The 19689-nt window shown below is 64.5% G+C and carries 16 protein-coding genes; 14 read left to right on the forward strand and 2 right to left on the reverse strand.

The features are described from left to right. Positions 1-126 precede the first annotated feature (126 nt). From XdyCFBP7245_RS20425 to XdyCFBP7245_RS20435, 3 genes are all read left to right on the forward strand, one after another. Positions 127-1065 carry a nucleoside hydrolase gene (locus tag XdyCFBP7245_RS20425; RefSeq protein WP_104617248.1) on the forward strand — a complete coding sequence of 313 codons (939 nt, stop codon included), beginning with the start codon at positions 127-129 and terminating at the stop codon, positions 1063-1065. Positions 1066-1136: 71 nt separating this feature from the next. After that, the gene (locus XdyCFBP7245_RS20430) at positions 1137-1379 is read left to right on the forward strand and encodes a type B 50S ribosomal protein L31 (protein WP_104617249.1); all 243 of its coding nucleotides are present in this window, start codon (positions 1137-1139) and stop codon (positions 1377-1379) included. A 229-nt stretch (positions 1380-1608) separates the two neighbouring features. Continuing rightward, on the forward strand, positions 1609-2898 hold the full coding sequence (locus XdyCFBP7245_RS20435) for a citrate synthase (protein WP_039409911.1): 1290 nt from the start codon (positions 1609-1611) through the stop codon (positions 2896-2898). A gap of 210 nt (positions 2899-3108) precedes the next feature. Here XdyCFBP7245_RS20435 and XdyCFBP7245_RS20440 read toward each other — a convergent pair whose 3' ends face one another. Together XdyCFBP7245_RS20440 and XdyCFBP7245_RS20445 are read right to left on the reverse strand one after the other, a co-directional pair. Further along, positions 3109-3756 carry a hypothetical protein gene (locus tag XdyCFBP7245_RS20440; protein ID WP_104617250.1) on the reverse strand — a complete coding sequence of 216 codons (648 nt, stop codon included), beginning with the start codon at positions 3754-3756 and terminating at the stop codon, positions 3109-3111. A 495-nt stretch (positions 3757-4251) separates the two neighbouring features. Next, a complete protein-coding gene (locus XdyCFBP7245_RS20445) occupies positions 4252-6681 on the reverse strand; it encodes a penicillin-binding protein 1A (RefSeq protein WP_170068726.1) in 2430 nt (809 codons plus the stop codon). Positions 6682-6896: 215 nt separating this feature from the next. On the opposite strand from XdyCFBP7245_RS20445, the gene XdyCFBP7245_RS20450 reads away from it, so the two are divergent. From XdyCFBP7245_RS20450 to XdyCFBP7245_RS20500, 11 genes are all read left to right on the forward strand, one after another. Continuing rightward, entirely contained in the window at positions 6897-7955 is a 1059-nt protein-coding gene (locus tag XdyCFBP7245_RS20450; RefSeq protein ID WP_039423791.1) for a pilus assembly protein PilM, read from the forward strand. Next, positions 7955-8740: a PilN domain-containing protein gene (locus XdyCFBP7245_RS20455; RefSeq protein WP_104617252.1), complete on the forward strand. Its 786-nt coding sequence runs from the start codon at positions 7955-7957 to the stop codon at positions 8738-8740. Before XdyCFBP7245_RS20450 ends, XdyCFBP7245_RS20455 begins: the two co-directional genes overlap by 1 nt. Further along, positions 8737-9402, forward strand: coding sequence for a type IV pilus inner membrane component PilO (locus tag XdyCFBP7245_RS20460; RefSeq protein ID WP_104617253.1), 666 nt, complete (start codon positions 8737-8739; stop codon positions 9400-9402). The genes XdyCFBP7245_RS20455 and XdyCFBP7245_RS20460 overlap by 4 nt, the downstream gene beginning before the upstream one ends. Next, on the forward strand, positions 9399-9932 hold the full coding sequence (locus XdyCFBP7245_RS20465) for a pilus assembly protein PilP (protein WP_104617254.1): 534 nt from the start codon (positions 9399-9401) through the stop codon (positions 9930-9932). Before XdyCFBP7245_RS20460 ends, XdyCFBP7245_RS20465 begins: the two co-directional genes overlap by 4 nt. 19 nt (positions 9933-9951) lie before the next feature. Further along, on the forward strand, positions 9952-11916 hold the full coding sequence (locus tag XdyCFBP7245_RS20470) for a type IV pilus secretin PilQ (RefSeq protein WP_104617255.1): 1965 nt from the start codon (positions 9952-9954) through the stop codon (positions 11914-11916). 289 nt (positions 11917-12205) lie between these two features. Further along, positions 12206-13225, forward strand: a complete 1020-nt coding sequence (locus XdyCFBP7245_RS20475; protein ID WP_104617256.1) for an AAA family ATPase — start codon at positions 12206-12208, stop codon at positions 13223-13225. A 22-nt stretch (positions 13226-13247) separates the two neighbouring features. Continuing rightward, the gene (locus tag XdyCFBP7245_RS20480; RefSeq protein ID WP_104617257.1) at positions 13248-14210 is read left to right on the forward strand and encodes a DUF58 domain-containing protein; all 963 of its coding nucleotides are present in this window, start codon (positions 13248-13250) and stop codon (positions 14208-14210) included. A 2-nt stretch (positions 14211-14212) separates the two neighbouring features. Then, positions 14213-14674: a DUF4381 domain-containing protein gene (locus tag XdyCFBP7245_RS20485; RefSeq protein WP_104617258.1), complete on the forward strand. Its 462-nt coding sequence runs from the start codon at positions 14213-14215 to the stop codon at positions 14672-14674. After that, positions 14671-15678 carry a vWA domain-containing protein gene (locus XdyCFBP7245_RS20490; RefSeq protein WP_104617259.1) on the forward strand — a complete coding sequence of 336 codons (1008 nt, stop codon included), beginning with the start codon at positions 14671-14673 and terminating at the stop codon, positions 15676-15678. Before XdyCFBP7245_RS20485 ends, XdyCFBP7245_RS20490 begins: the two co-directional genes overlap by 4 nt. Further along, positions 15675-17501, forward strand: a complete 1827-nt coding sequence (locus XdyCFBP7245_RS20495) for a VWA domain-containing protein (RefSeq protein WP_104617260.1) — start codon at positions 15675-15677, stop codon at positions 17499-17501. The genes XdyCFBP7245_RS20490 and XdyCFBP7245_RS20495 overlap by 4 nt, the downstream gene beginning before the upstream one ends. After that, positions 17498-19276, forward strand: a complete 1779-nt coding sequence (locus XdyCFBP7245_RS20500; RefSeq protein ID WP_104617261.1) for a BatD family protein — start codon at positions 17498-17500, stop codon at positions 19274-19276. The genes XdyCFBP7245_RS20495 and XdyCFBP7245_RS20500 overlap by 4 nt, the downstream gene beginning before the upstream one ends. The last annotated feature ends 413 nt before the right edge of the window (positions 19277-19689 follow it).

Below are 19689 nucleotides of genomic sequence, written 5' to 3' on the forward strand. Positions count from 1 at the left end.
GGGAATCGGGAATCGGGAATCGTAAAAACAAAGGCTGCTGCCTGCTGTCCATCCTGGGCGTTCGCGTGACCGGCCGATCCTTGCGAAGATGCTGCAACGAATCCCGACTGCCCAATCCCGACTCCCATGACAAAAAAGATACCGCTGCTGATCGACACCGACCCGGGCGTGGATGACGCGCTGGCGCTGCTGATGGCCTTCAACGACACCTGTCACGAGGTGGTTGGCCTGACCATCGCGGCCGGCAACGTGGGGCTGGAGCACACCGTGCGCAACGCCTTGAAGGTCTGCGAGGTCGCCGGCCGCGCCGATGTGCCGGTGTACGCCGGCTGCCCGCAGCCGCTGTTGCACCCCTCGGTCGATGCGGCGCACGTGCACGGCATCGATGGCTTCGGCGATGTCGGCCTGCCGGCGGCCAAGCGCAGCGCCGAGGCCGAGCATGCCGCGCTCGCCATCCTGCGCCTGTCGCACGACTACGCGGGCGAGCTATTGCTGGTCGCCCTGGGGCCACTGACCAATCTGGCCCTGGCGCTGACCCTGGACCCGACCCTGCCGCAGCGCGTCGGCCGGCTGGTGGTGATGGGTGGGGCGTTGACCGGGCACGGCAACATCACCGCGGCGGCCGAATTCAACATCGGCTTCGACCCGGAGGCCGCGCACATCGTGTTCCGTGGCTTCCCGCAGTTCGACGTGGCCGACTGGGAAGCCACCATCGCGCACGGCCTGCTGCATCGCGATGTCGAGCAATGGCTGGCGGCCGATAGCGCCTGCGCCCGCTTCTACGAAGAAATCTCGCGCAAGACCCGTTTATGGTCCGAAGACAGCCGTGGCGAGTTCTGGTACGCCGCCGACGCACTGGCGATGGCGTTCGCCCTGCACCCGGAAGGCGCCCAGCGCCTGGAGCAGCGCCCGGTCCATATCGAACTGTCCGGCACGCATACCCGCGGCATGACGGTGGTGGACTGGAACCGTCGCGACCAGGCTCCTGATAACGCCAATCTGCTGATGGAGTACGACCGCCAGCAGTTCTATGGCTTGGTCAGGGCAGCATTGGCGGCCGGCTAGGGCCACCTTGCGCCGGGCGAGCGGAGGCCGCTATAATAACCGGCTTATCCAGGCAGCCCGGCGCCAAGTCCATGAAAGATAACGTGCATCCCAACTACGAAGACGTCGTCTTTCACGACGTGACGTCCGATTTCAAGATTCTGACCCGCTCCACCATGGGCTCGAAAGAGACCGTGAAGTGGGAAGACGGCAAGGAATATCCGCTGATCAAGGTGGAAATTTCCTCGGCGTCGCACCCGTTCTATACCGGCAAGCACAAGGTGATCGACACCGGCGGCCGTATCGACAAGTTCCAGAAGCGCTACGCGCGCTGAACTTGCAGGACGGGCTGTACCGACAACGGCCGCGCATTGCGCGGCCGTTGTTTTTTGGGGCGTAGGCGCTTCGTTTGCGTGGTCCCGACAGGTGCGTCTACGACTTCTGTCCAAGCGACGGCCAAAATGCTGCTGTGCGATAATGACGTGATCCGAGGCGATGCCTTGGACTTCCATCACGTGCCTGCCCATGTGGGATCAGGCGCCTTCCACTGAAGGAGCGTACACAGTGTCCGATCTTGATCAGGTCACGCTCAACGCCGGCGACAAGTCGGTCGTTCTGCCGGTTCTCAAGCCCACGTTGGGCAATGATTGCGTCGATATTTCCAAGCTGACCAAAGAAACCGGTCTGTTCACCTACGACTCGGGCTTCACCGCCACCGCCAGCTGCAAGTCGGCCATCACCTACATCGATGGCGACAACGGCGTGTTGTTGTACCGCGGCTATCCGATCGAACAGCTCGCCGAGAAATCCAGCTTCCTGGAAGTTTCGTACCTGCTGATGAACGGCGAACTCCCCACGGCGGACGAATTCAAGAAGTTCGACCACGAGGTGACGCATCACACGATGATGCACGAGTCGCTGAAGAACTTCCTCGGCGGTTTCCGCCACGACGCGCACCCGATGGCCATGCTGGCCGGTTCGGTCGCCTCGCTGTCGGCGTTCTACCACGACACCCTGGACCTCAACGATCCGGAGCAGCGCCGTCAGGCCGCCATCCGTCTGATCGCCAAGGTGCCGACCCTGGCAGCTGCGGCGTATCGTTACTCGATCGGCTGGCCGATCCGCTATCCGCGCAACAACCTGAACTACGTCGACCGCTTCCTGCACATGATGTTCGAAGTGCCGAGCGAGCCGCTGGAGATCAACCCGGTTGTTGCCAAGGCACTGGACCTGCTGTTCATTCTGCACGCCGATCACGAGCAGAACGCCTCGACCTCGACCGTGCGTCTGGTCGGTTCGACCGGTGCCAATCCGTACGCGTCGGTCGCTGCCGGCATCACCGCACTGTGGGGCCCGGCACACGGCGGCGCCAACGAAGCGGTGCTGAAGATGCTGGAAGAGATCGGCACTGCCGATAACGTCGAGTCGGCCGTGGCCAAGGCCAAGGACAAGAACTCCTCGTTCCGTCTGATGGGCTTCGGTCACCGCGTCTACAAGAACTTCGACCCGCGCGCCAAGATCATCCGCGAGATGACCCACAAGGTGCTGGGCGAGCTGGGCGTCAACGACCCACTGCTGGAAGTGGCGTTGAAGCTGGAAGAAGCGGCATTGAAGGACGACTACTTCGTGCAGCGCAAGCTCTACCCGAACGTGGACTTCTACTCCGGCCTGATCTACAAGGCGCTCAATATCCCGGTGGAAATGTTCACCGTGATGTTTGCCATCGCACGCACCGCCGGCTGGGTGTCGCATTGGCTGGAGCAGCAGGTCGACCCGGAAATGAAGATCGGCCGTCCGCGCCAGATCTACACCGGCTACGACAAGCGCGACTACACCGACAGCGCCAAGCGTTAATCGGCTCAAAGTTGTCTGCGTAAACGAACGCCCCGCACTTGCGGGGCGTTTTCGTTGTTGCGTGGAGCCGTTACAGGAGCCAGGACGGGCCGGGCATTATTGGAACCAGTCATCGCGCCGCTGTTATCGCCCTCGGTGCGGTTGCACGAGATGGCGGGCAGTGGGGAGACGCACGCATGCGGACAGTGCGCCGGGCATGGTGCGTGCCGCTCAACTGCTTTGCTGATAAGCGGCGTTGTCCTGCTCGGCAAGCAACTGCCGCAGCTGTGCAGCCGAGGCGCGTGGCATCGGCTTTTCGTCCAATTGCGACAATGGCGCCTGGCGCAAGGCGTCGTAGGGCAACACCGTCAGATCGAAGGTCAGTTCCTCAGCACTGAACAGCCAGACCGGAAAATCGCCGTTGCGCTCGCGGTCCAGCCGCAGGCGGCGCGTGCGCGCCTCGGCAGGGATGCGGTGTTCTTCCAGAAACCGCTGCACCGCGTCCGGGTCGTCGCTATGCAACTGCAATTGCACTGGCGCGTTGGCATCGGCGGTGCCGTCCAGGACCGGGCCGGTCAACCGCGGCTGGAACGGGCTCAGGAATTCCAGTGCATGCAGGGCCGCTTCGCGGCGTTGGCGCAACCGCGCTGCGTGGTCGGGCCCGGCGAACAGACGCTGGTATTCGCGTAGCGCGTCTTCGATCTCGCGATTGCGCGGCAGCGATGCGTCGTCGTGGATGCCGAGCCGGCTGGCGGCCTTGAGCTTGGCCTGGTGGAAATCGCGGATACCGCCTTCGGCCATCAATCTGGCTGCCTCGTGGGCGAGCCGATGACGGCGTTCCCGGGTGCGCGTATCGGCGTGTTGGCGTGCGTGATGCATGACCGGGCTCCCCAGATGAACCTGCGTTCGACTCTACAACAGCCACATGAAGACGTGGCGAATGCTGACGTCTTATTCCGCTAAGGCAACGGCGCAGCAGCGCGATGCCGATGCGCTCCGTCTCGCAGTCCACGGCCGATGCTTCGGCAGCAATACATCAGCCGTGGGCTGCCACGCTGGCACATCGGCAGGCAAGTCTGTAGCGCGTCGCGATGGCGCATGGTCGAGCAGCTGTTGGGTTTGGCGCATCGCACGAGATCGGTCAAGGCCGTGCGTGGGTGGCCAAGCTGATGCGTAGCGTGGAGCAGCCAATAGCCTCGTCGCTGTGTCCGGCTTGCCAAGGATGGCAGCCCGGAATCGACCTGCCTGACGCGTCGCGCCTGGCTACCCCAAGCCTGCTCGCACATCGCGCGGCTGCGTTACTCGCAAAGAAATTAGGGAATCGGACAGCCAAGCCGTCACGATTCCCCATTTCCCATTTCCGATTCCCCGCCGTCAGAAGATATCGAACGCCTTCTCGTCCTGCTGTTCCTGCAGGCCGTAGTCGTAATCCTGCAGGCGATCCAGATCTTCGTTCTTGACCCATTCGACCGCGCCATTGATGGTGGCCTGGGTCATGCCCTCGGGCGGGTCGTTGGCGGCGATCGGCTTGTCCTTCAGTGCTACGCGCATGTAGTCGATCCAGATCGGCAGTGCGGCCTTGCCGCCGTACTCGCGATAGCCGAGCGAGCGGAAGTCGTCGCGGCCCACCCACACGGTGGTGGCGTATGGGCCGCCGAAGCCGGAGAACCAGGCGTCGCGGTGGTCGTTGGTCGAGCCGGTCTTGCCGCCCACGTCCTCGCGTCCCAGCACCTTGGCCGCCGTGCCGGTACCGCGCTGAACCACATCGCGCATCATCGACACCAACTGGTAAGCGGTGCGCGCATCGATGGCACGCGGCGCGATCTTGGTTTCGGCGCTTGCCGCTGGCGCGGTTTCTGCTGGCGTGGGCGCCGTATCGGTGGCCGGAGCCGCGGGCGGCGTGGCCGGCGCCTGGGCGCCGAAGTTGAACCCGTCCACTACCTGGCTCACCGGCGCGGCGGTGCCGCCCTGCAAGGCGCAGGTGCGGCAGGCCACCGCTGGCACTTCCTTGAACACCACATTGCCGTCGCGGTCTTTCACTTCGTCCACGATCCAGGTGTCCACGCGCGAGCCGCCATTGGCGAACACCGCGTAGCCGCGCGCCACCGACAGCGGCGTCAGCGACGCGGTGCCCAGCGACATCGACAGGTTGGGCGGCAACTCGGCTTCCTGGAAACCGAACTGGCTGATGTATTTACGTGCAAAATCGACGCCGATCGCATCCAGCAGGCGCACCGACACCAGGTTGCGCGATTGCACCAGCGCCTCGCGCAGCCGCATCGGGCCGCGGAAGCCGCCGCCATCGTTCTGCGGCGACCAGGTCTTGCCACGGCGATCGCGGAACACCACCGGCGCATCCAGCACGATCGAGGCCGGGTTGAAGCCCTTCTCGAACGCCGAGGCATACACGAACGGCTTGAAGCTGGAACCTGGCTGGCGGCGTGCCTGGGTGGCGCGATTGAACTTGTTGCCGGCAAAGCTGAAGCCGCCGACCAGCGCGCGCAGTGCGCCGCTGTTGGCATCCAGCGAAACCAGCGCCGCCTGGCCGCGCGGCAGCTGGTCGATGATCCATTCGCCGTCCTTCTCGCCAGCGCGGATGCGGGTCAGGTCGCCGCGCGTCAGCAACTTGGCCGGGGTCTTGTTGGTCCAGCGGCTGGCGCTGGCCGGCAGGGTCAGCTCGGTCTTGTCGCTCTGCACGACGGTGACGCCGCCGTCGGCATTGGTGCGCGCCACGATCACTGCGCGCAGGCCGCCCTGGGTAAACGCGCCCGACAGATGCTTGGCCAGTGCCGGCGCATCCGCATCGGCGGCAACATCGAAATGCTGCTCCACACCGTGCCAGCCGTGGCGGTGGTCGTACAGGCGCAGGCCTTCGGCAATCGCCGCATCGGCACCGGTCTGCAAGGTGGAATCGATGGTGGTGGTGACGTGGTAGCCCTTGTTGAGTACATCGCCGCCGTATTTGGCGATCATCTCCTGGCGCACCAGTTCGGCCACGTAGGGGGCGTACACCTCGACCGGCGGCTCGTGCGGCTTGGCGTGCATCGGCACCGCCTTGGCGGCGTCGGACTCGGCCTGGGTCACGAAGCCCAGGTCGGCCATGCGCTGCAGCACGTAGTAGTCCCGGCGTTCGCGCGCGCGCTCGGGATTGCTGATCGGATTGCCGCTGGACGGGAACTTGGGGATACCAGCCAGCGAGGCCATCTCGTCCAGGCTCAACTCGCTCATCTTCTTGCCGTAGTAGTACTCGGCCGCAGCACCGACGCCGTAGGCGCGGTTGCCGAAGAAGCTCTTGTTGAGATACAGCTCGAAGATCTCGTCCTTGCTCAGCTCGCTTTCGATCTTGCGCGCCAGCAGGATCTCGGCCAGCTTGCGGGTGTAGCTGTATTCGGAACTGAGGAAGAACTGCCGCGCCACCTGCTGGGTGATGGTCGAGCCGCCCGGCACGCGCTTGGCGTCGGTACTGGCCAGCAGCCACACCGCGCGGGCGATGCCCTTGTAGTCCACGCCCCCGTGCTCGTAGAAGCGCGCGTCCTCGGTCGCCAGGAAGGCCTGCTTCAAGCGCAGCGGCACGTCCTTCATCTGGATCGGATAGCGCCGGGTCTCGCCATAGACGGCCATCAGGCGGCCGTCGCTGGAATAGACGTACATCGGCTCCTGCAGCTCGACCTGCTTGAGCGACTGCACGTCCGGCAACTTCGAGGAAATGGCGTAATACAGGCCGCCGGCAGCAATAGCGCCGAGCAGTGCGAGCACAACGAGCGTGGCCAGGATCCAGCCCAGCCAACGGCGAATACGGGGCATGTAAGAGAGATTCCGATTGCAGATTTCTTGGTCACAGAGTATAGATGACGCCGAGTTTGGCTGGGGCCGAACTCTGGGGATCGCAGACGACAGCACTGGGGTCACGTTCGCGAGGTCATTGCCTTGCGCGTGAAGGGCTTGTCAACTGTTAAAATTTGATTATTAATACGAGGGCGCAGACATGCGTCCAAGTGCCCGTCGGCAGGGGAGTTACCGTGGGGCTTTTACCCAAGAGTCAGTCGCCACTCATTGGTGTCGACATCAGTTCTACTGCCGTGAAGCTCTTGCAGCTGTCGCGCAGCGGGAACCGTTTTCGCGTGGAACATTACGCGGTGGAACCATTGCCGCCGAATGCGGTGGTGGAAAAGAACATCGTCGAAGTGGAGGCGGTGGGCGAAGCCATTCGCCGCGCCATCAATCGCTCCGGCAGCAAGGCCAAGAACGCGGCTGCGGCCGTGGCCGGTTCGGCGGTGATCACCAAGTTGATCCCGATGCCGGCCGATCTGGACGACAGCGATCTGGAAGCTCAGGTCGAACTGGAAGCCACCAATTACATTCCGTACCCGATCGAGGAAGTGAATCTCGATTTCGAGGTGCTCGGCCCGATGCCCAATAGCCCGGACATGGTCCAGGTGCTGCTGGCCGCCTCGCGCTCGGAGAATGTGGAGCTGCGCCAATCGGCGCTGGAACTCGGTGGTCTGACCGCCAAGGTGATGGACGTGGAGGCCTTCGCGGTCGAAAACGCCTTTGCCCTGGTCGCCAGCGAACTGCCGGTGGCTGCCGATGCGGTGGTCGCCCTGGTCGACATCGGCGCCACCATGACCACGCTGAGCGTGCTGCGCTCTGGCCGTAGCCTGTATAGCCGCGAACAGGTGTTCGGCGGCAAGCAGCTCACCGACGAAGTGATGCGCCGCTATGGCCTGACCTACGAAGAGGCCGGCCTGGCCAAGCGTCAGGGCGGCCTGCCGGAGAGCTACGAGGTCGAAGTGCTGGAGCCGTTCAAGGAAGCGACGGTGCAGCAGATCAGCCGTTTGCTGCAGTTCTTCTATGCGGGCAGCGAGTTCAATCGCGTCGACTGCATCGTGCTGGCCGGCGGTTGCGCCGCGCTGTCGCGCCTGCCGGAGATGGTGGAAGAGCAGCTGGGCGTGACCACCGTGGTCGCCAACCCGCTTGCGCAGATGACGCTGGGTCCGAAGGTTCAGGCCCATGCGCTGGCGCTGGATGCGCCTGCATTGATGATTGCCACCGGCCTGGCCCTGAGGAGCTTTGACTGATGGCAAGAATCAATCTATTGCCCTGGCGCGCCGAGCGCCGGAAGGCGCGCGAGCGTGAGTTCTATTCCATGCTCGGCTTCGCCGCGCTCGGCGGCGTGTTGTTGTCGGCGCTGATCTGGTTCTACTACGACGCGCAGATCAGCGGCCAGACCGAGCGCAATGCGTTCCTGACCGCCGAGATCGACAAGGTCAAGGCGCAGAACGAAGAGATCAAGGAACTCGACAAGAAGAAGGACCGCCTGCTTGCGCGCAAGAAGGTGATCGAGGAACTGCAGGCCAACCGGTCGCAGATGGTGCACCTGTTCGATTCGCTGGTCCGCACCATTCCCGATGGCGTGGCGCTGACCAACATCAAGCAGGACGGCGACATCCTGACCCTGGAAGGTCGCTCGCAGTCCAATGCCCGCGTCAGTGCGTACATGCGCAACCTGGAAGGTTCGGGTTGGATGACCAATCCGGACCTGTCGATCATCGAAGCCAAGAGCCAGGACAAGGCGGCCGGCCAGCCTGCGGCTTCGTCGATGGACACCAAGGCGTTGCCGTACGTGTTCACGCTGAAGGTCAAGCTGGCCAACCCGAACGAGACTGACAAGAACGGCGCCGCGCCCGCGGTGGTGGATCCGGCTGCGCCGGGTACTGCCGCACCAAGTGCAACGCCGGCCGGTACGACGCCTGCTGCTCCGGCAGCGGCGCCTGCGCCAGCAACGCCGCCGAGCGCACCTGCAGCTGCACCGCAGGCAGCGCCGGCGCCTGCCAATCGGCCGCAGGAGGGGGCGGCGTCATGAGTAAGAAATCATTCAAGCTCAGCGATCTGGACTTCAACAACATCGGTGGTTGGCCGCAGCAGGCGCGCATCGTGTTCTGTGTGGTAGTCGGCCTGTTCATTATGGTGTTGGCCTGGTTCCTGTTGATCAGCAGCAAGCGCGACGAACTGGAAGGACTGGAAGGCACCGAATCCCAGCTGCGCACCGAGTTCGAGACCCAGCAGGGGCGGGCGGTGAATCTGGAGCCGCTCAAGCAGCAGCTTGCGCAGATGGAACAGGTGCTGCAGCAGATGCTGCGTCAGCTGCCCAGCAAGACCGAAATGCCGGATCTGATCATCGATATTTCGCAGACCGCGCTGTCCAGCGGCTTGTCGAACGAGTTATTCCAGCCTGGTCCGGAATCGCCGAAGGAGTTCTACGCCGAGAAGCCGATCGCTCTGCGCATGGTGGGCAGTTACCACCAGTTCGGTGCCTTCGTCAGCGGCGTGGCCTCGCTGCCGCGCGTGGTGATCCTGACCATGCACGACATCAACCTCAAGCCCAGGGATGCCAAGGCCGGCATCACGCCGCGCGGTGCGCTGGAGCTGTCCGGTACGGTCAAGACCTATCGTTATCTGGACGATGAGGAAATGGCCGAGCAGGAGAAGGCTGCGGCCGACGCTGCGAAGAAGGGCGGCCAATGACCATGAAATTGCTCAAGATCCTGTCCTGCATGGCGCTAATTGCAGTATTGCCGGCGTGCACGCGTGGGGTGACCAGTACGCCCGGCGATGCGCCGAATCTGCAAGCCTGGGTGGCCGAAGTGCGTGCGCGTCCTGCGCCACCGCTGGAGCCGCTGCCGGTGATGCAGCAGTTCGAGACCTTCGAATACTCGGCGCAAGTGATGCGCGACCCGTTCAGCGATGCCTGGGTCAGCGCGGAAGGCAGCAACGGGACGCGTCCGGACCCGAACCGGCGCAAGGAACCGTTGGAAGCCTTCCCGCTCGACGCCCTCGACATGGTGGGGACCATTGGAGGCGGCTCGGGTCTGATCGCGCTGGTGATGGCACCGGACAAGGTGACGTACCGGGTGCGGCCGGGTGTGTATCTGGGACAGAGCGATGGCCGGGTAACCGGGGTCTACGAAGACCGCATCGAGCTGATTGAACTTGTGCCGGACGGTGCGGGTGGATGGCTTGAACGGCCGGCCGCACTCGCATTGGATGATCAATAAAGTGATAGGGGATAGCACGATGACGTTTTCCAATGCACAGCGGCTGCGTCCGGTTCGACGCCACGCGATGCTCCAGGCTTGCGCGTTGGGGTTCGCGCTGGCGCTGGCCAGTGGCAGCTCCTTCGCCGCCGCCGCGCTGACCCAGCCTACGCAGGACCCGGCCAAGGCCGCTCCGGCGAGCCTGACGGTGTCCAAGATCGATTTCAAACGCGGCGAAGATGGCGCTGGCCGTCTGATCCTGAAGTTCGACGGCCAGGGCGCCAGCCCGGACCTGCGCACCCAGGGCGACAGCGTGCTGGTAGATATCAGCAACGCCAAGTTGCCGCCGGAACTGCAGCGCCCCCTCAACGTCACCGACTTCGCAACGCCGGTGCAGCGGGTGGAGGTCAAGCCGTCTGGCTCGGGCTCGCAACTGGTGCTGTCGACCAAGGGCGCGTTCGACTCGCTGGCCTATCAGACCGGTAACGAGTACGTGGTCGAGATCACCCCGCGCAAGGGCCAGCCGGCCGTCGGCGGCGTGAGCTCGGCAGCGGTGACCCAGGCTGCTGCGCAGATTGCAGCGCGCGGCTACAGCGGTCGCCCGGTGACGTTCAACTTCCAGGACGTGCCGGTGCGCACCGTGCTGCAGCTGATCGCCGAGGAATCCAACCTCAACATCGTCGCCTCCGACACCGTGCAGGGCAATGTCACGCTGCGCTTGATGAACGTGCCGTGGGATCAGGCGCTGGACATCGTGCTGCGCGCAAAGGGTCTGGACAAGCGCCGCGACGGTGGTGTGGTGTGGGTCGCCCCACAGCCGGAGCTGGCCAAGTTCGAGCAGGACAAGGAAGACGCTCGCATCGCGATCGAAAACCGCGAGGATTTGATCACCGACTACGTGCAGATCAATTACCACAATGCTGCGGTGATCTTTAAAGCGCTGACCGAGGCTAAGGGGATTGGTGGCGGTGGCGGTGGTGGCGGCGGTCAGGGCGGACAAGGCGGTGCAGGTCAGCAGGACAACGGTTTCCTCTCGCCACGCGGCCGTTTGGTGGCCGATGAACGCACTAATACTCTGATGATTAGCGATATTCCGAAGAAGGTCGCGCAGATGCGCGAGTTGATCTCCCATATCGATCGGCCTGTTGATCAGGTGCTGATTGAAAGCCGGATCGTGATCGCGACAGATACGTTTGCGCGGGATCTAGGTGCGAGATTCGGAATTTCAGGTGCAACTGGGCGTGGAATTCTAAGTGGCTCGCTTGAAAGTACGAATAATTACCGGAATACGCTGGCTCAGCGAAATAATGAGATTAATAACACTCGGACGCCCACAACCCCCGGTACCAGTAGTACGTTGCCAGCATTTTTGTTCCCTTCGGGCTTAAATATTGATCTGGGTGCTGGTGGGTTCACCAATAGCAATGCGGCTGGATTGGCCTACACGTTGTTGGGTTCGAACTTTAATCTGGATATCGAGCTGTCAGCAATGCAGGAGGAAGGGCGTGGCGAAGTCGTCTCCAATCCCCGTATCGTAACTGCAAACCAGCGCGAAGGCGTGATCAAGCAGGGTCGAGAAATTGGTTATGTAACCATTAGCGGGGCCGGTGCAGGTGCTGGATCCCAGGCCAATGTGCAGTTCAAGGAAGTCCTGCTCGAACTGAAGGTCACGCCGACGATTACGAACGACAATCGCGTTTTCCTCAATATGAATGTCAAAAAGGATGAGGTTGCGCGATTTATCGACCTGCCGCAGTACGGTACAGTGCCGGAAATTAACCGTCGGGAAGTCAATACGGCAGTATTGGTGGGTGATGGCGAGACGGTAGTGATCGGTGGTGTCTACGAATTCACGGATCGTGAAAGCGTGTCGAAGGTGCCGTTTCTGGGCGATATCCCATTCCTGGGCAATCTGTTCAAGAAGCGTGGGCGCAGCAAGGAAAAGGCCGAGTTGTTGGTCTTTGTCACCCCAAAGGTATTGCGAGTGGCAAGCGCAGCGCGCTGAATGCAACGCATGAAGAAGGCCGCGAAAGCGGCCTTCTTCTTTTTCAGGGTCTACTTTTTTAGAGACTGCTTGAACGCTGCCAAGCGCGCATCCGAGCGCGATGTATGCGTGGTCTCATGCTCGTCTGATCATCTGTCCAGATCTCTGCTTCTCACGTTTGCCCTGCGCTGTTCACCGGTAAATGGTCACGCTCGCTATGGCTTGGGTAGGAGCATGACCCTCATCACTCACTGAACCTATCGCCATCGGCAAGTGAACCAATCGCGTTCGAATCGGTCACACTGGGTCTATGAACGCACCGCCGCTACTCCCCCCCGAAGCCGCTGCCGCGCCCGCTGAGGACCGGCTGCATCGTCAATTCACCTCCCTGCGCGAGTCGTTGGCGCAGCGCATCGTCGGTCAGTCGGCGCTGGTCGAGCGGCTGCTGATCGCTTTGCTGGCCGATGGCCATTTACTGGTCGAGGGCGCGCCCGGGCTGGCCAAAACCACCGCGATCCGTGCGCTGGCCGCGCGACTGGAAGCCGACTTCGCGCGGGTGCAGTTCACTCCGGACCTGCTGCCCTCCGATCTGACCGGTACCGAAATCTGGCGTCCGCAGGACAGCCGTTTCGAGTTCATGCCAGGGCCGATCTTCCATCCCATCCTGCTGGCCGACGAGATCAACCGTGCGCCCGCCAAGGTGCAGTCGGCGTTGCTGGAAGCGATGGGCGAGCGGCAGGTCACTGTCGGTCGTCATACCTATGCGCTGCCGCAGCTGTTTTTGGTGATGGCGACGCAGAACCCGATCGAGCAGGAAGGCACGTTCCCGTTGCCCGAGGCGCAGCTGGATCGGTTCCTGATGCATGTGCGCATCGGTTATCCGCAGGCCGATGCGGAGGCGGAAATCCTGCGTCTGGCACGCGAAGCGGCGCGCGACACGTTGGAAAAGCACGAGACCGTGCCGGACAAGATTCCGCTCGAAGACGTCTTCGCTGCACGACGTGTGGTGCTGGATGTGCATCTGGCGCCGCAGCTCGAGCGCTATCTCATTGAAATCGTGCTGGCCTCGCGCGATCCGCAACGCTACGACCCTGCATTGGCACGACGGATTGCCTGGGGCGCGAGCCCGCGCGGCTCGATTGCGCTGGAGCGCTGCGCGCGTGCGCGTGCGTGGCTGGCCGGGCGCGACTACGTGACCCCGGACGACATTCGCGCCATCGCGCCGGATGTGCTGCGCCACCGCGTATTGCCCAGTTACGAGGCCACGGCGGAAGGCTGGGATGGCGAACGCCTGGTTGCTGCGTTGCTGGACAAGATTCCGCTGCCCTGATCGGGCAGCGGGTTGCCGAGGGATGCCGCCCTCTCGCCCGACTCCGATGTCTTCGATGCCGTCTTCCTCCCCCGCCAATCCTGCCTCGTCCGTTACCGGCGATGGCCTGCGCCCGAGCCTTGCCGAGTTGATCGCATTGCGCGGCACCGCGTTGCATCGCGGGCAGCCGGGGAGTGGCCGACACGGGCTGCTGGGGCCAGTGCCGGCCGCCACCCGCGGGCGTGGCATGGAGTACGCCGAGTCGCGCGAATATGTCGCCGGCGACGATGCGCGGCATATCGATTGGCGCGTCACCGCACGGACCGGGCGTGCGCATACCAAATTGTTTCAGGCCGAGCGCGAACGCTTGAGTCTGATCGTTGCCGATACCTCGCCTGCGCTCTTTTTCGGGACGCGGGTGCGCTACAAGTCGGTGCAGGCGGCGCGCGCCGGCGCGGTGGCAGCATGGCTGGCGCAGCGGCAGGGCGACCGGATTGCCGCGTTGCGCGGTACTGCCAGCGAAGCGCCGATTGCACCGCGTTCGGGCCAACGCGGTGTGCTGCCGGTGCTGGATGCATTGGCGCGCTGGTACGCGCAACCGCCCTCTGGCGATGCCGGGCTGGAGGTTGCGTTGGACCATGCCGCGCGGCTGCTGCGTCCCGGTGCGCGCCTGACGGTGCTGGCCGATGCGCGAAGTGCCAGCAAGATTTCTGCGACGCGCTGGTCCGGTCTGGCGTTGCATCACGAGGTGGTGGTGATCGTGCTGGTCGATCCCCTGGAACTGTCGCCGCCCGCGCGGGCGCTGAGCTTCGATGTGCGAGGCGAGCGCATTGCGGTGGACCTCGGAAGCCAGGCCGCGCGTGCGCGTTGGCAGGCCGAGTTCGTCGCGCCCCTGCAACAGCTGGCTACGCTGTTGCAATCGCGCGGTGTGCGCTTGCATCGCCTATCCACCGACGATGCCAGCGATGCGTGGTTGAGCGGCGGCACGCTGATGCGGGGCGCATGAAGATGGCACCGCAATCGCTTCCGCTGCGCGATGTCCATCTGCCGCCGTCGCCGTCGTGGTGGCCGCTGGCGCCGGGGTGGTGGCTGGTGATCGCTGTGGTCGTGCTGATGCTGGCGGGTGCGTGGTTCTGGTGGTGGCGCCGTCGTCGGCAGCAGCGCGGCTGGTTGGCTGCCTTCGATGCCGAGTTGCAGCGTGCGACAACGCCCGCGCAGCGCCTGGCGACCTTGTCGATGCTGTTGCGCCGCGCGGCGCGCACGGTGGATGCGCAGGCCGACCGCTTGCAGGGCGAGGCCTGGCTGCAGTTTCTGGATGGGCGCAAAAGTAAGACGCAAGCGTTTTCGCAGGGGCCGGGACGGGCCTTGCTCGAAGGTGGGTTTCAACGCGCACCGGCGGTGACCGATCTGGATGCCGTGCAGGCCTTGGCGCGGCAACGTTTCGTGTGGTTGATGCGGGGCCAGCGATGAACTGGCTGCAGTGGTCGCACTGGCAGGACGCGTTGGCGCATTGCGCCTGGCCATGGGCGTGGTGGTTGATGCCGCTGCCGCTGCTGATGTGGTTCTGGCCGCAGCGCCGTGCCGACACGGCCGCGCTGCGTGTGCCGTATGCCGATCAATTGCATGCAGTTGCTCAGGCACGCCGCGTGCCGGCCTTGCGCATGCCGCGCTGGCTGGCGTGGCTGGGCTGGTTTCTGTTGTGCGCCGCGCTGGCGCGTCCGCAGCAATTGGGTGAGGTGATCCAGCCGCCGCGGGAGGCGCGGCAGATGATGCTGGCGGTGGATCTGTCCGGCAGCATGAGCGAGCCGGACATGGTGCTCGGCGGCAATGTGGTCGACCGCCTCACCGCCGCCAAGGCCGTGTTGTCGGACTTTCTGGATCGGCGCGACGGCGACCGCGTCGGCCTGCTGGTGTTCGGCCAGCGTGCCTATGCGCTGACCCCGCTCACCGCCGACCTGACCTCGGTGCGCGACCAGCTGGCCGACAGCGTGGTGGGGCTGGCCGGGCGCGAGACCGCCATCGGCGATGCGATCGCGTTGTCGGTCAAACGGCTGCGCGAGCAAAAGCAGGGCCAGCGCGTGGTGGTGTTGCTCACCGATGGCGTCAATACCGCCGGTGTGCTCAATCCGCTGAAAGCGGCCGAATTGGCCAAGGCAGAGGGCGTGCGTGTACACACCATCGCTTTCGGCGGCAGCGGCGGTTATTCGTTGTTCGGTGTGCCGATTCCGGCCGGCGGCAACGACGATATCGATGAAGCGGGCTTGCGCAAGATTGCCGAGCAGACCGGCGGGCGCTTCTTCCGCGCCCGCGATACCGAAGAGCTGGCCGGCATCTATGCCGAGCTGGATCGGCTGGAGCCGGTCAAGGCGCTCGGCCCATCGCTGCAGCCGCGCGTGGAGCGCTATTACTGGCCAATGGGCGCTGCCATGCTGGTTGCCTTGCTCGCCTATGTGCTGCCGCGGAGATGGCGATGAACGCGCTGTCTGAAGCACTGGCCGCACTGCATCTGCTGCGCCCGGATTGGCTGTGGGCGCTGTTGCTGATCGTGCCGGCCGCGTTGCTGTGGCACCTGCGTCGACGCAGCGCCAATGCGTGGCGTCACAGCGTGGACGCGCATCTGTTGCCGGCCTTGCTGGTTGCCGGTGGCCGCCGGGGCTGGTGGGGCTTCGTGCTGGCCGCGCTGACCTATGCGCTTGCGGTGGCGGCGATGAGCGGGCCGAGCTGGCGGCAGGTCGAGCGCCCGGTGTTTCAATCGAGCATGCCATTAGTGGTGGTGCTGGATCTGTCGTCCAGTAGCAATGCGACCGATCTGCCGCCATCGCGCCTGCTGCAGGCCCGCGCCAAACTGGCCACGCTGCTGCGCAAGCGCGCCGGCGGCGAGGTTGCCTTGCTGGCGTACGCCGGCGAGAGCTTTACCGTTGCGCCATTGACCGAAGACGCGGCCAACGTAGCGCTGTTTCTGGATGCGCTGTCGCCGTCGGTGATGCCGGTGGACGGCAAACGTGCCGACAGGGCCATCGATGCGGCCGCCCGGCTGTTGCAGCAGGCCGGCTTCAAACAGGGCGATATCCTGCTGCTCAGCGACAGTGCCGACGGCTCGGCGGAAAGCGCTGCACGCACCGCACGCGCAGGTGGGTTCCATGTTTCCGCACTCGGCGTAGGCAGCCCGCGTGGCGCCGCCTACCGCACCGCCAGCGGCGAGATCGCGCAGGCAAAACTGGACGAAGCAAGCCTGCGCGATCTGGCCGGGCAGGGCGGTGGGCGCTACGCGCGCATCGCGCCGGACGACGCCGATCTGCAAGCGTTGAGGGTGCTCGATCCCGCGCAACAGCCGCTGGCCGATGAAACCTCAGAAGCCAACGGCGGCAAGACCTGGCTCGACGAAGGCTACTGGCTGGTGCTGCCGGTCATGCTGTTTGCGCTGTTGGCGTTCCGACGCCGCGCGGTGGTGGCAATGGTCGCGCTGATATGCGTGTTGCCACTGGCGCAGCCTGCACAGGCGGCCGACGGCACCTTGTGGCAGCGCGCCGATCAAGTGCAGCAGCAGCGCCTGGATGCCGGCGTGCAGGCGTACCGCAAGGGCGACTTTGCCGCTGCGCAAAAGGCATTCGAAGGCGTGCCGACCGACGAGGGACTGTACAACCTGGGCAATGCGCTGGCGCGACAAGGCCAGTACGACGAGGCGATTGCGGCCTACGATCGTGCGCTCAAGCAGCATCCCAAGCAGGCCGATGCGATCGCCAATCGCGCGGCGGTCGATGCGGCGCGCAAGCGGCAGCAGAACGACAAGGATGGCAAAGGCCAGTCCAAGCAGCAGAACCCCTCGGGCAAGAACACGCCCGGTCAGGATGCGTCCGGGCAAGATCAGCAAAACGCTAAAAACGCCGGCAAGGACGGGCAGAACACCCCAGGCGAGCAAGCCAAGCAGGACGGCAAGGATCCACCGTCCGACGCGCAGACACCGCAGGACGGCAAGTCGCAGCAGCAACCGTCCAAGGGCGGCAAGGGCGAGCAAAGCAAGCAAGACACGCCACCGCAATCGGCCGATGCAAAGGCGCAGCAGCAGGCCGACGAGGCGCAGCGTCGCAAGATGCAGCAAGCCATGGCGCAGGCCGGCGACAAGGGCGCCGAGGCGAAGGGCAAGCCGGAGGACGCGATGGCAAATGAGACGCCGGAGCAGCGCGAGCAACGCCAGGCGGTGGATGCGTGGTTACGGCGGGTGCCGGACGATCCGGGCAGCCTGTTGCGCACCAAATTCAGGCTGGAATACGAACGCAGACAACGGGACGGACAATGATCGGCACACACCACTTGCGCCGCGGCGCGATCGGCATGCTGGCGAGCATGATGCTGCTCGTTTGCACGCCAGTGGGTGCGGTCACACGCGCCTGGCTGGACCGCGACAGCGCCAATGCCGGCGATGTTGTCATGTTGAATATCGAAACCGACCAACGCGGCGTCGATCCGGATTACACGCCGTTGCGCAACGATTTTGCGCTGGGCGCCAAGAGCGCCAATCAGCAGATGCAGGTCACCAATGGGTCGGTCACAGTGCGGGCGTTATTCGGCGTGGTGTTGACGCCGCGCAGGAGCGGCGAGCTGATCGTGCCCGCGATCCGGGTCGGCAACGAACGTACCGAGCCGCTGCGGCTGCAGGTGGTGGCCTCGGCGAACGATCCGGCAAGCAATAGCACTGGAAATCGCAGTGGTGGTGGCAACGGTAACGGCAGCGCCGCTGCCAGCGTGCCAAGCGAGGCGCAGGGCAATGAAGAGGTCTTCGTCCAGACGCAGGTGGACGACCCGCAGCCCTACGTGCAGCAAAGTGTGGGCGTGGTGGTGCGGTTGTACTTCGCCAATCAGCTGGCCTCCGGCGAGCTGGATCTGGAAGCGCCCGATGGCGCATCGCTGCAACGCATCGGCGATGACGTCAGTTCGGTCAAGCTGGTCAACGGACGCCAGTACAACGTGGTGGAGCGGCGCTATCTGCTGGTGCCCGAGCGCAGCGGCCGCTTGCTGTTGCCGTCGGCGCACTTCAATGGACGCTCGGTGGGCGGTTTCTTCGACGATTATTTCGGTCGCGGCAATGGCGAACTGAGTGCGCGCAGCGCCAGCATTCCGCTGCAGGTGCGTGCGCAGCCGGCCACTGCGCCGCAGCCGTGGCTGCCGCTGCGTAGCCTGCAGTTGCGTTATACGGCCACCCCGCAACGCGCAACCGCCGGAGAAGCGACGCAGTTCGTGGTGGAAGCCAGCGCGCGTGGCGCCACCCAGGCACAGTTCCCCGAGTTGCCCACGCCGAGCGTGCCCGATGCGCAGGTGTTCGCTGAGCCGCCGCAATACGAAGAACGTTTTGTGGATGGCTCGCCGCAGCTGCGGCTGACCCGTCGCTATTCGATCGTGCCCAACCGCGCCGGCCCGTTGGTCGTGCCCGGTCTGCAGGTGGCGTGGTGGGACGTCGGTGCGGGCGCGGCAAAGACGGCCTCGGTGCCGGATCTGACCTTGGATGTGGCCGCGGGGAGTGGCGCTTTCGCGGCGCCTGCGCCTGCACCCGCCGCAAGCCCGTCGAGCACTGCTGCAGCCCCTGCGCCCACGGCTGGCACGCTGAGTTTGCAGCCACCACCGCCCGCGCAACGGCCATGGGGCTGGATCGCTGCGTCGGTGGGTTTTGCGTTGCTATGGGTCGTTACGCTGGTGTGGGCGTTGTTGCGTAAGCGCGGTGGCCTGCACAGTGCTCCCGGTGCCAACGGCGGCGATGCGCCCGTGCCTGGCCGGCGCGTGACGCACGGCGTGGCCGAGTTGCGCCGCGCGCTGGATAGCGGTGGCATGGACGATGTGGCTACCGTGCTGTGCGGCATGGCTGGCGTGGCCGATATCGACAGCGTGCTGGCGGCGCTGGCAGATCCTGCCCAACGCGCTGCGGTGGCACGCATGCAGCGCGCGCGCTGGGGCGGCGATGGCGATGTGGCGGGCGCGCGGGCGGCATTGCGCGAGGCCTTTGCCAAGGGACCACGCTGGCGGCACGCAAGCGCTGCAGAACCTGAGGTGCTGGCGCCGTTGTATCCGCCAGCGACTTGATCGCCTTCGCTGTATCGGCAACGACTGATGATTCACGAAGCGGTGCCTTTTTGTGCATCGCTTTGGCTCTTAGATCAACTGATAACAATTGTGCAGTTGCCAGGCGGGCGTGCTGGCCGGCGCTCGGAACTCATCTCCCACTCCTGCACTCCGGTTCTGAGCGCGTCGGCCATATTTGCTTTGCAACTGCTCGCCACGTTTTGTTAGCTGCTTTTAGTTCCGGCGAACAGTTGCGTTGCCGAGAGCAAGGCATTGCGGCTGCGATTTGGCTGCAGGGCCCTTGCCCGCTCACCATCGCAGGACACGCCGCAAGTACGTCCGTGTAGCAACTGTGTTGGTCAGGACCTCAATCCGCGACCTTTGATCAGTTTCCTTCGGGCGTGTTCATCGGTAGGTGCCGGCCGCTGGCTAGC

Source organism: Xanthomonas dyei (assembly GCF_002939865.1).
GTDB lineage: Bacteria > Pseudomonadota > Gammaproteobacteria > Xanthomonadales > Xanthomonadaceae > Xanthomonas > Xanthomonas dyei.

Coding starts and splice junctions, on each gene's coding strand:
- XdyCFBP7245_RS20425 (WP_104617248.1), top strand. CDS start 127: ATGACAAAAAAGATACCGCTGCTGATCGACACCGACCCGGGCGTGGAT.
- XdyCFBP7245_RS20430 (WP_104617249.1), top strand. CDS start 1,137: ATGAAAGATAACGTGCATCCCAACTACGAAGACGTCGTCTTTCACGAC.
- XdyCFBP7245_RS20440 (WP_104617250.1), bottom strand. CDS start 3,756: ATGCATCACGCACGCCAACACGCCGATACGCGCACCCGGGAACGCCGT.
- XdyCFBP7245_RS20445 (WP_170068726.1), bottom strand. CDS start 6,681: ATGCCCCGTATTCGCCGTTGGCTGGGCTGGATCCTGGCCACGCTCGTT.
- XdyCFBP7245_RS20455 (WP_104617252.1), top strand. CDS start 7,955: ATGGCAAGAATCAATCTATTGCCCTGGCGCGCCGAGCGCCGGAAGGCG.
- XdyCFBP7245_RS20460 (WP_104617253.1), top strand. CDS start 8,737: ATGAGTAAGAAATCATTCAAGCTCAGCGATCTGGACTTCAACAACATC.
- XdyCFBP7245_RS20465 (WP_104617254.1), top strand. CDS start 9,399: ATGACCATGAAATTGCTCAAGATCCTGTCCTGCATGGCGCTAATTGCA.
- XdyCFBP7245_RS20470 (WP_104617255.1), top strand. CDS start 9,952: ATGACGTTTTCCAATGCACAGCGGCTGCGTCCGGTTCGACGCCACGCG.
- XdyCFBP7245_RS20475 (WP_104617256.1), top strand. CDS start 12,206: ATGAACGCACCGCCGCTACTCCCCCCCGAAGCCGCTGCCGCGCCCGCT.
- XdyCFBP7245_RS20480 (WP_104617257.1), top strand. CDS start 13,248: ATGCCGCCCTCTCGCCCGACTCCGATGTCTTCGATGCCGTCTTCCTCC.
- XdyCFBP7245_RS20485 (WP_104617258.1), top strand. CDS start 14,213: ATGGCACCGCAATCGCTTCCGCTGCGCGATGTCCATCTGCCGCCGTCG.
- XdyCFBP7245_RS20490 (WP_104617259.1), top strand. CDS start 14,671: ATGAACTGGCTGCAGTGGTCGCACTGGCAGGACGCGTTGGCGCATTGC.
- XdyCFBP7245_RS20495 (WP_104617260.1), top strand. CDS start 15,675: ATGAACGCGCTGTCTGAAGCACTGGCCGCACTGCATCTGCTGCGCCCG.
- XdyCFBP7245_RS20500 (WP_104617261.1), top strand. CDS start 17,498: ATGATCGGCACACACCACTTGCGCCGCGGCGCGATCGGCATGCTGGCG.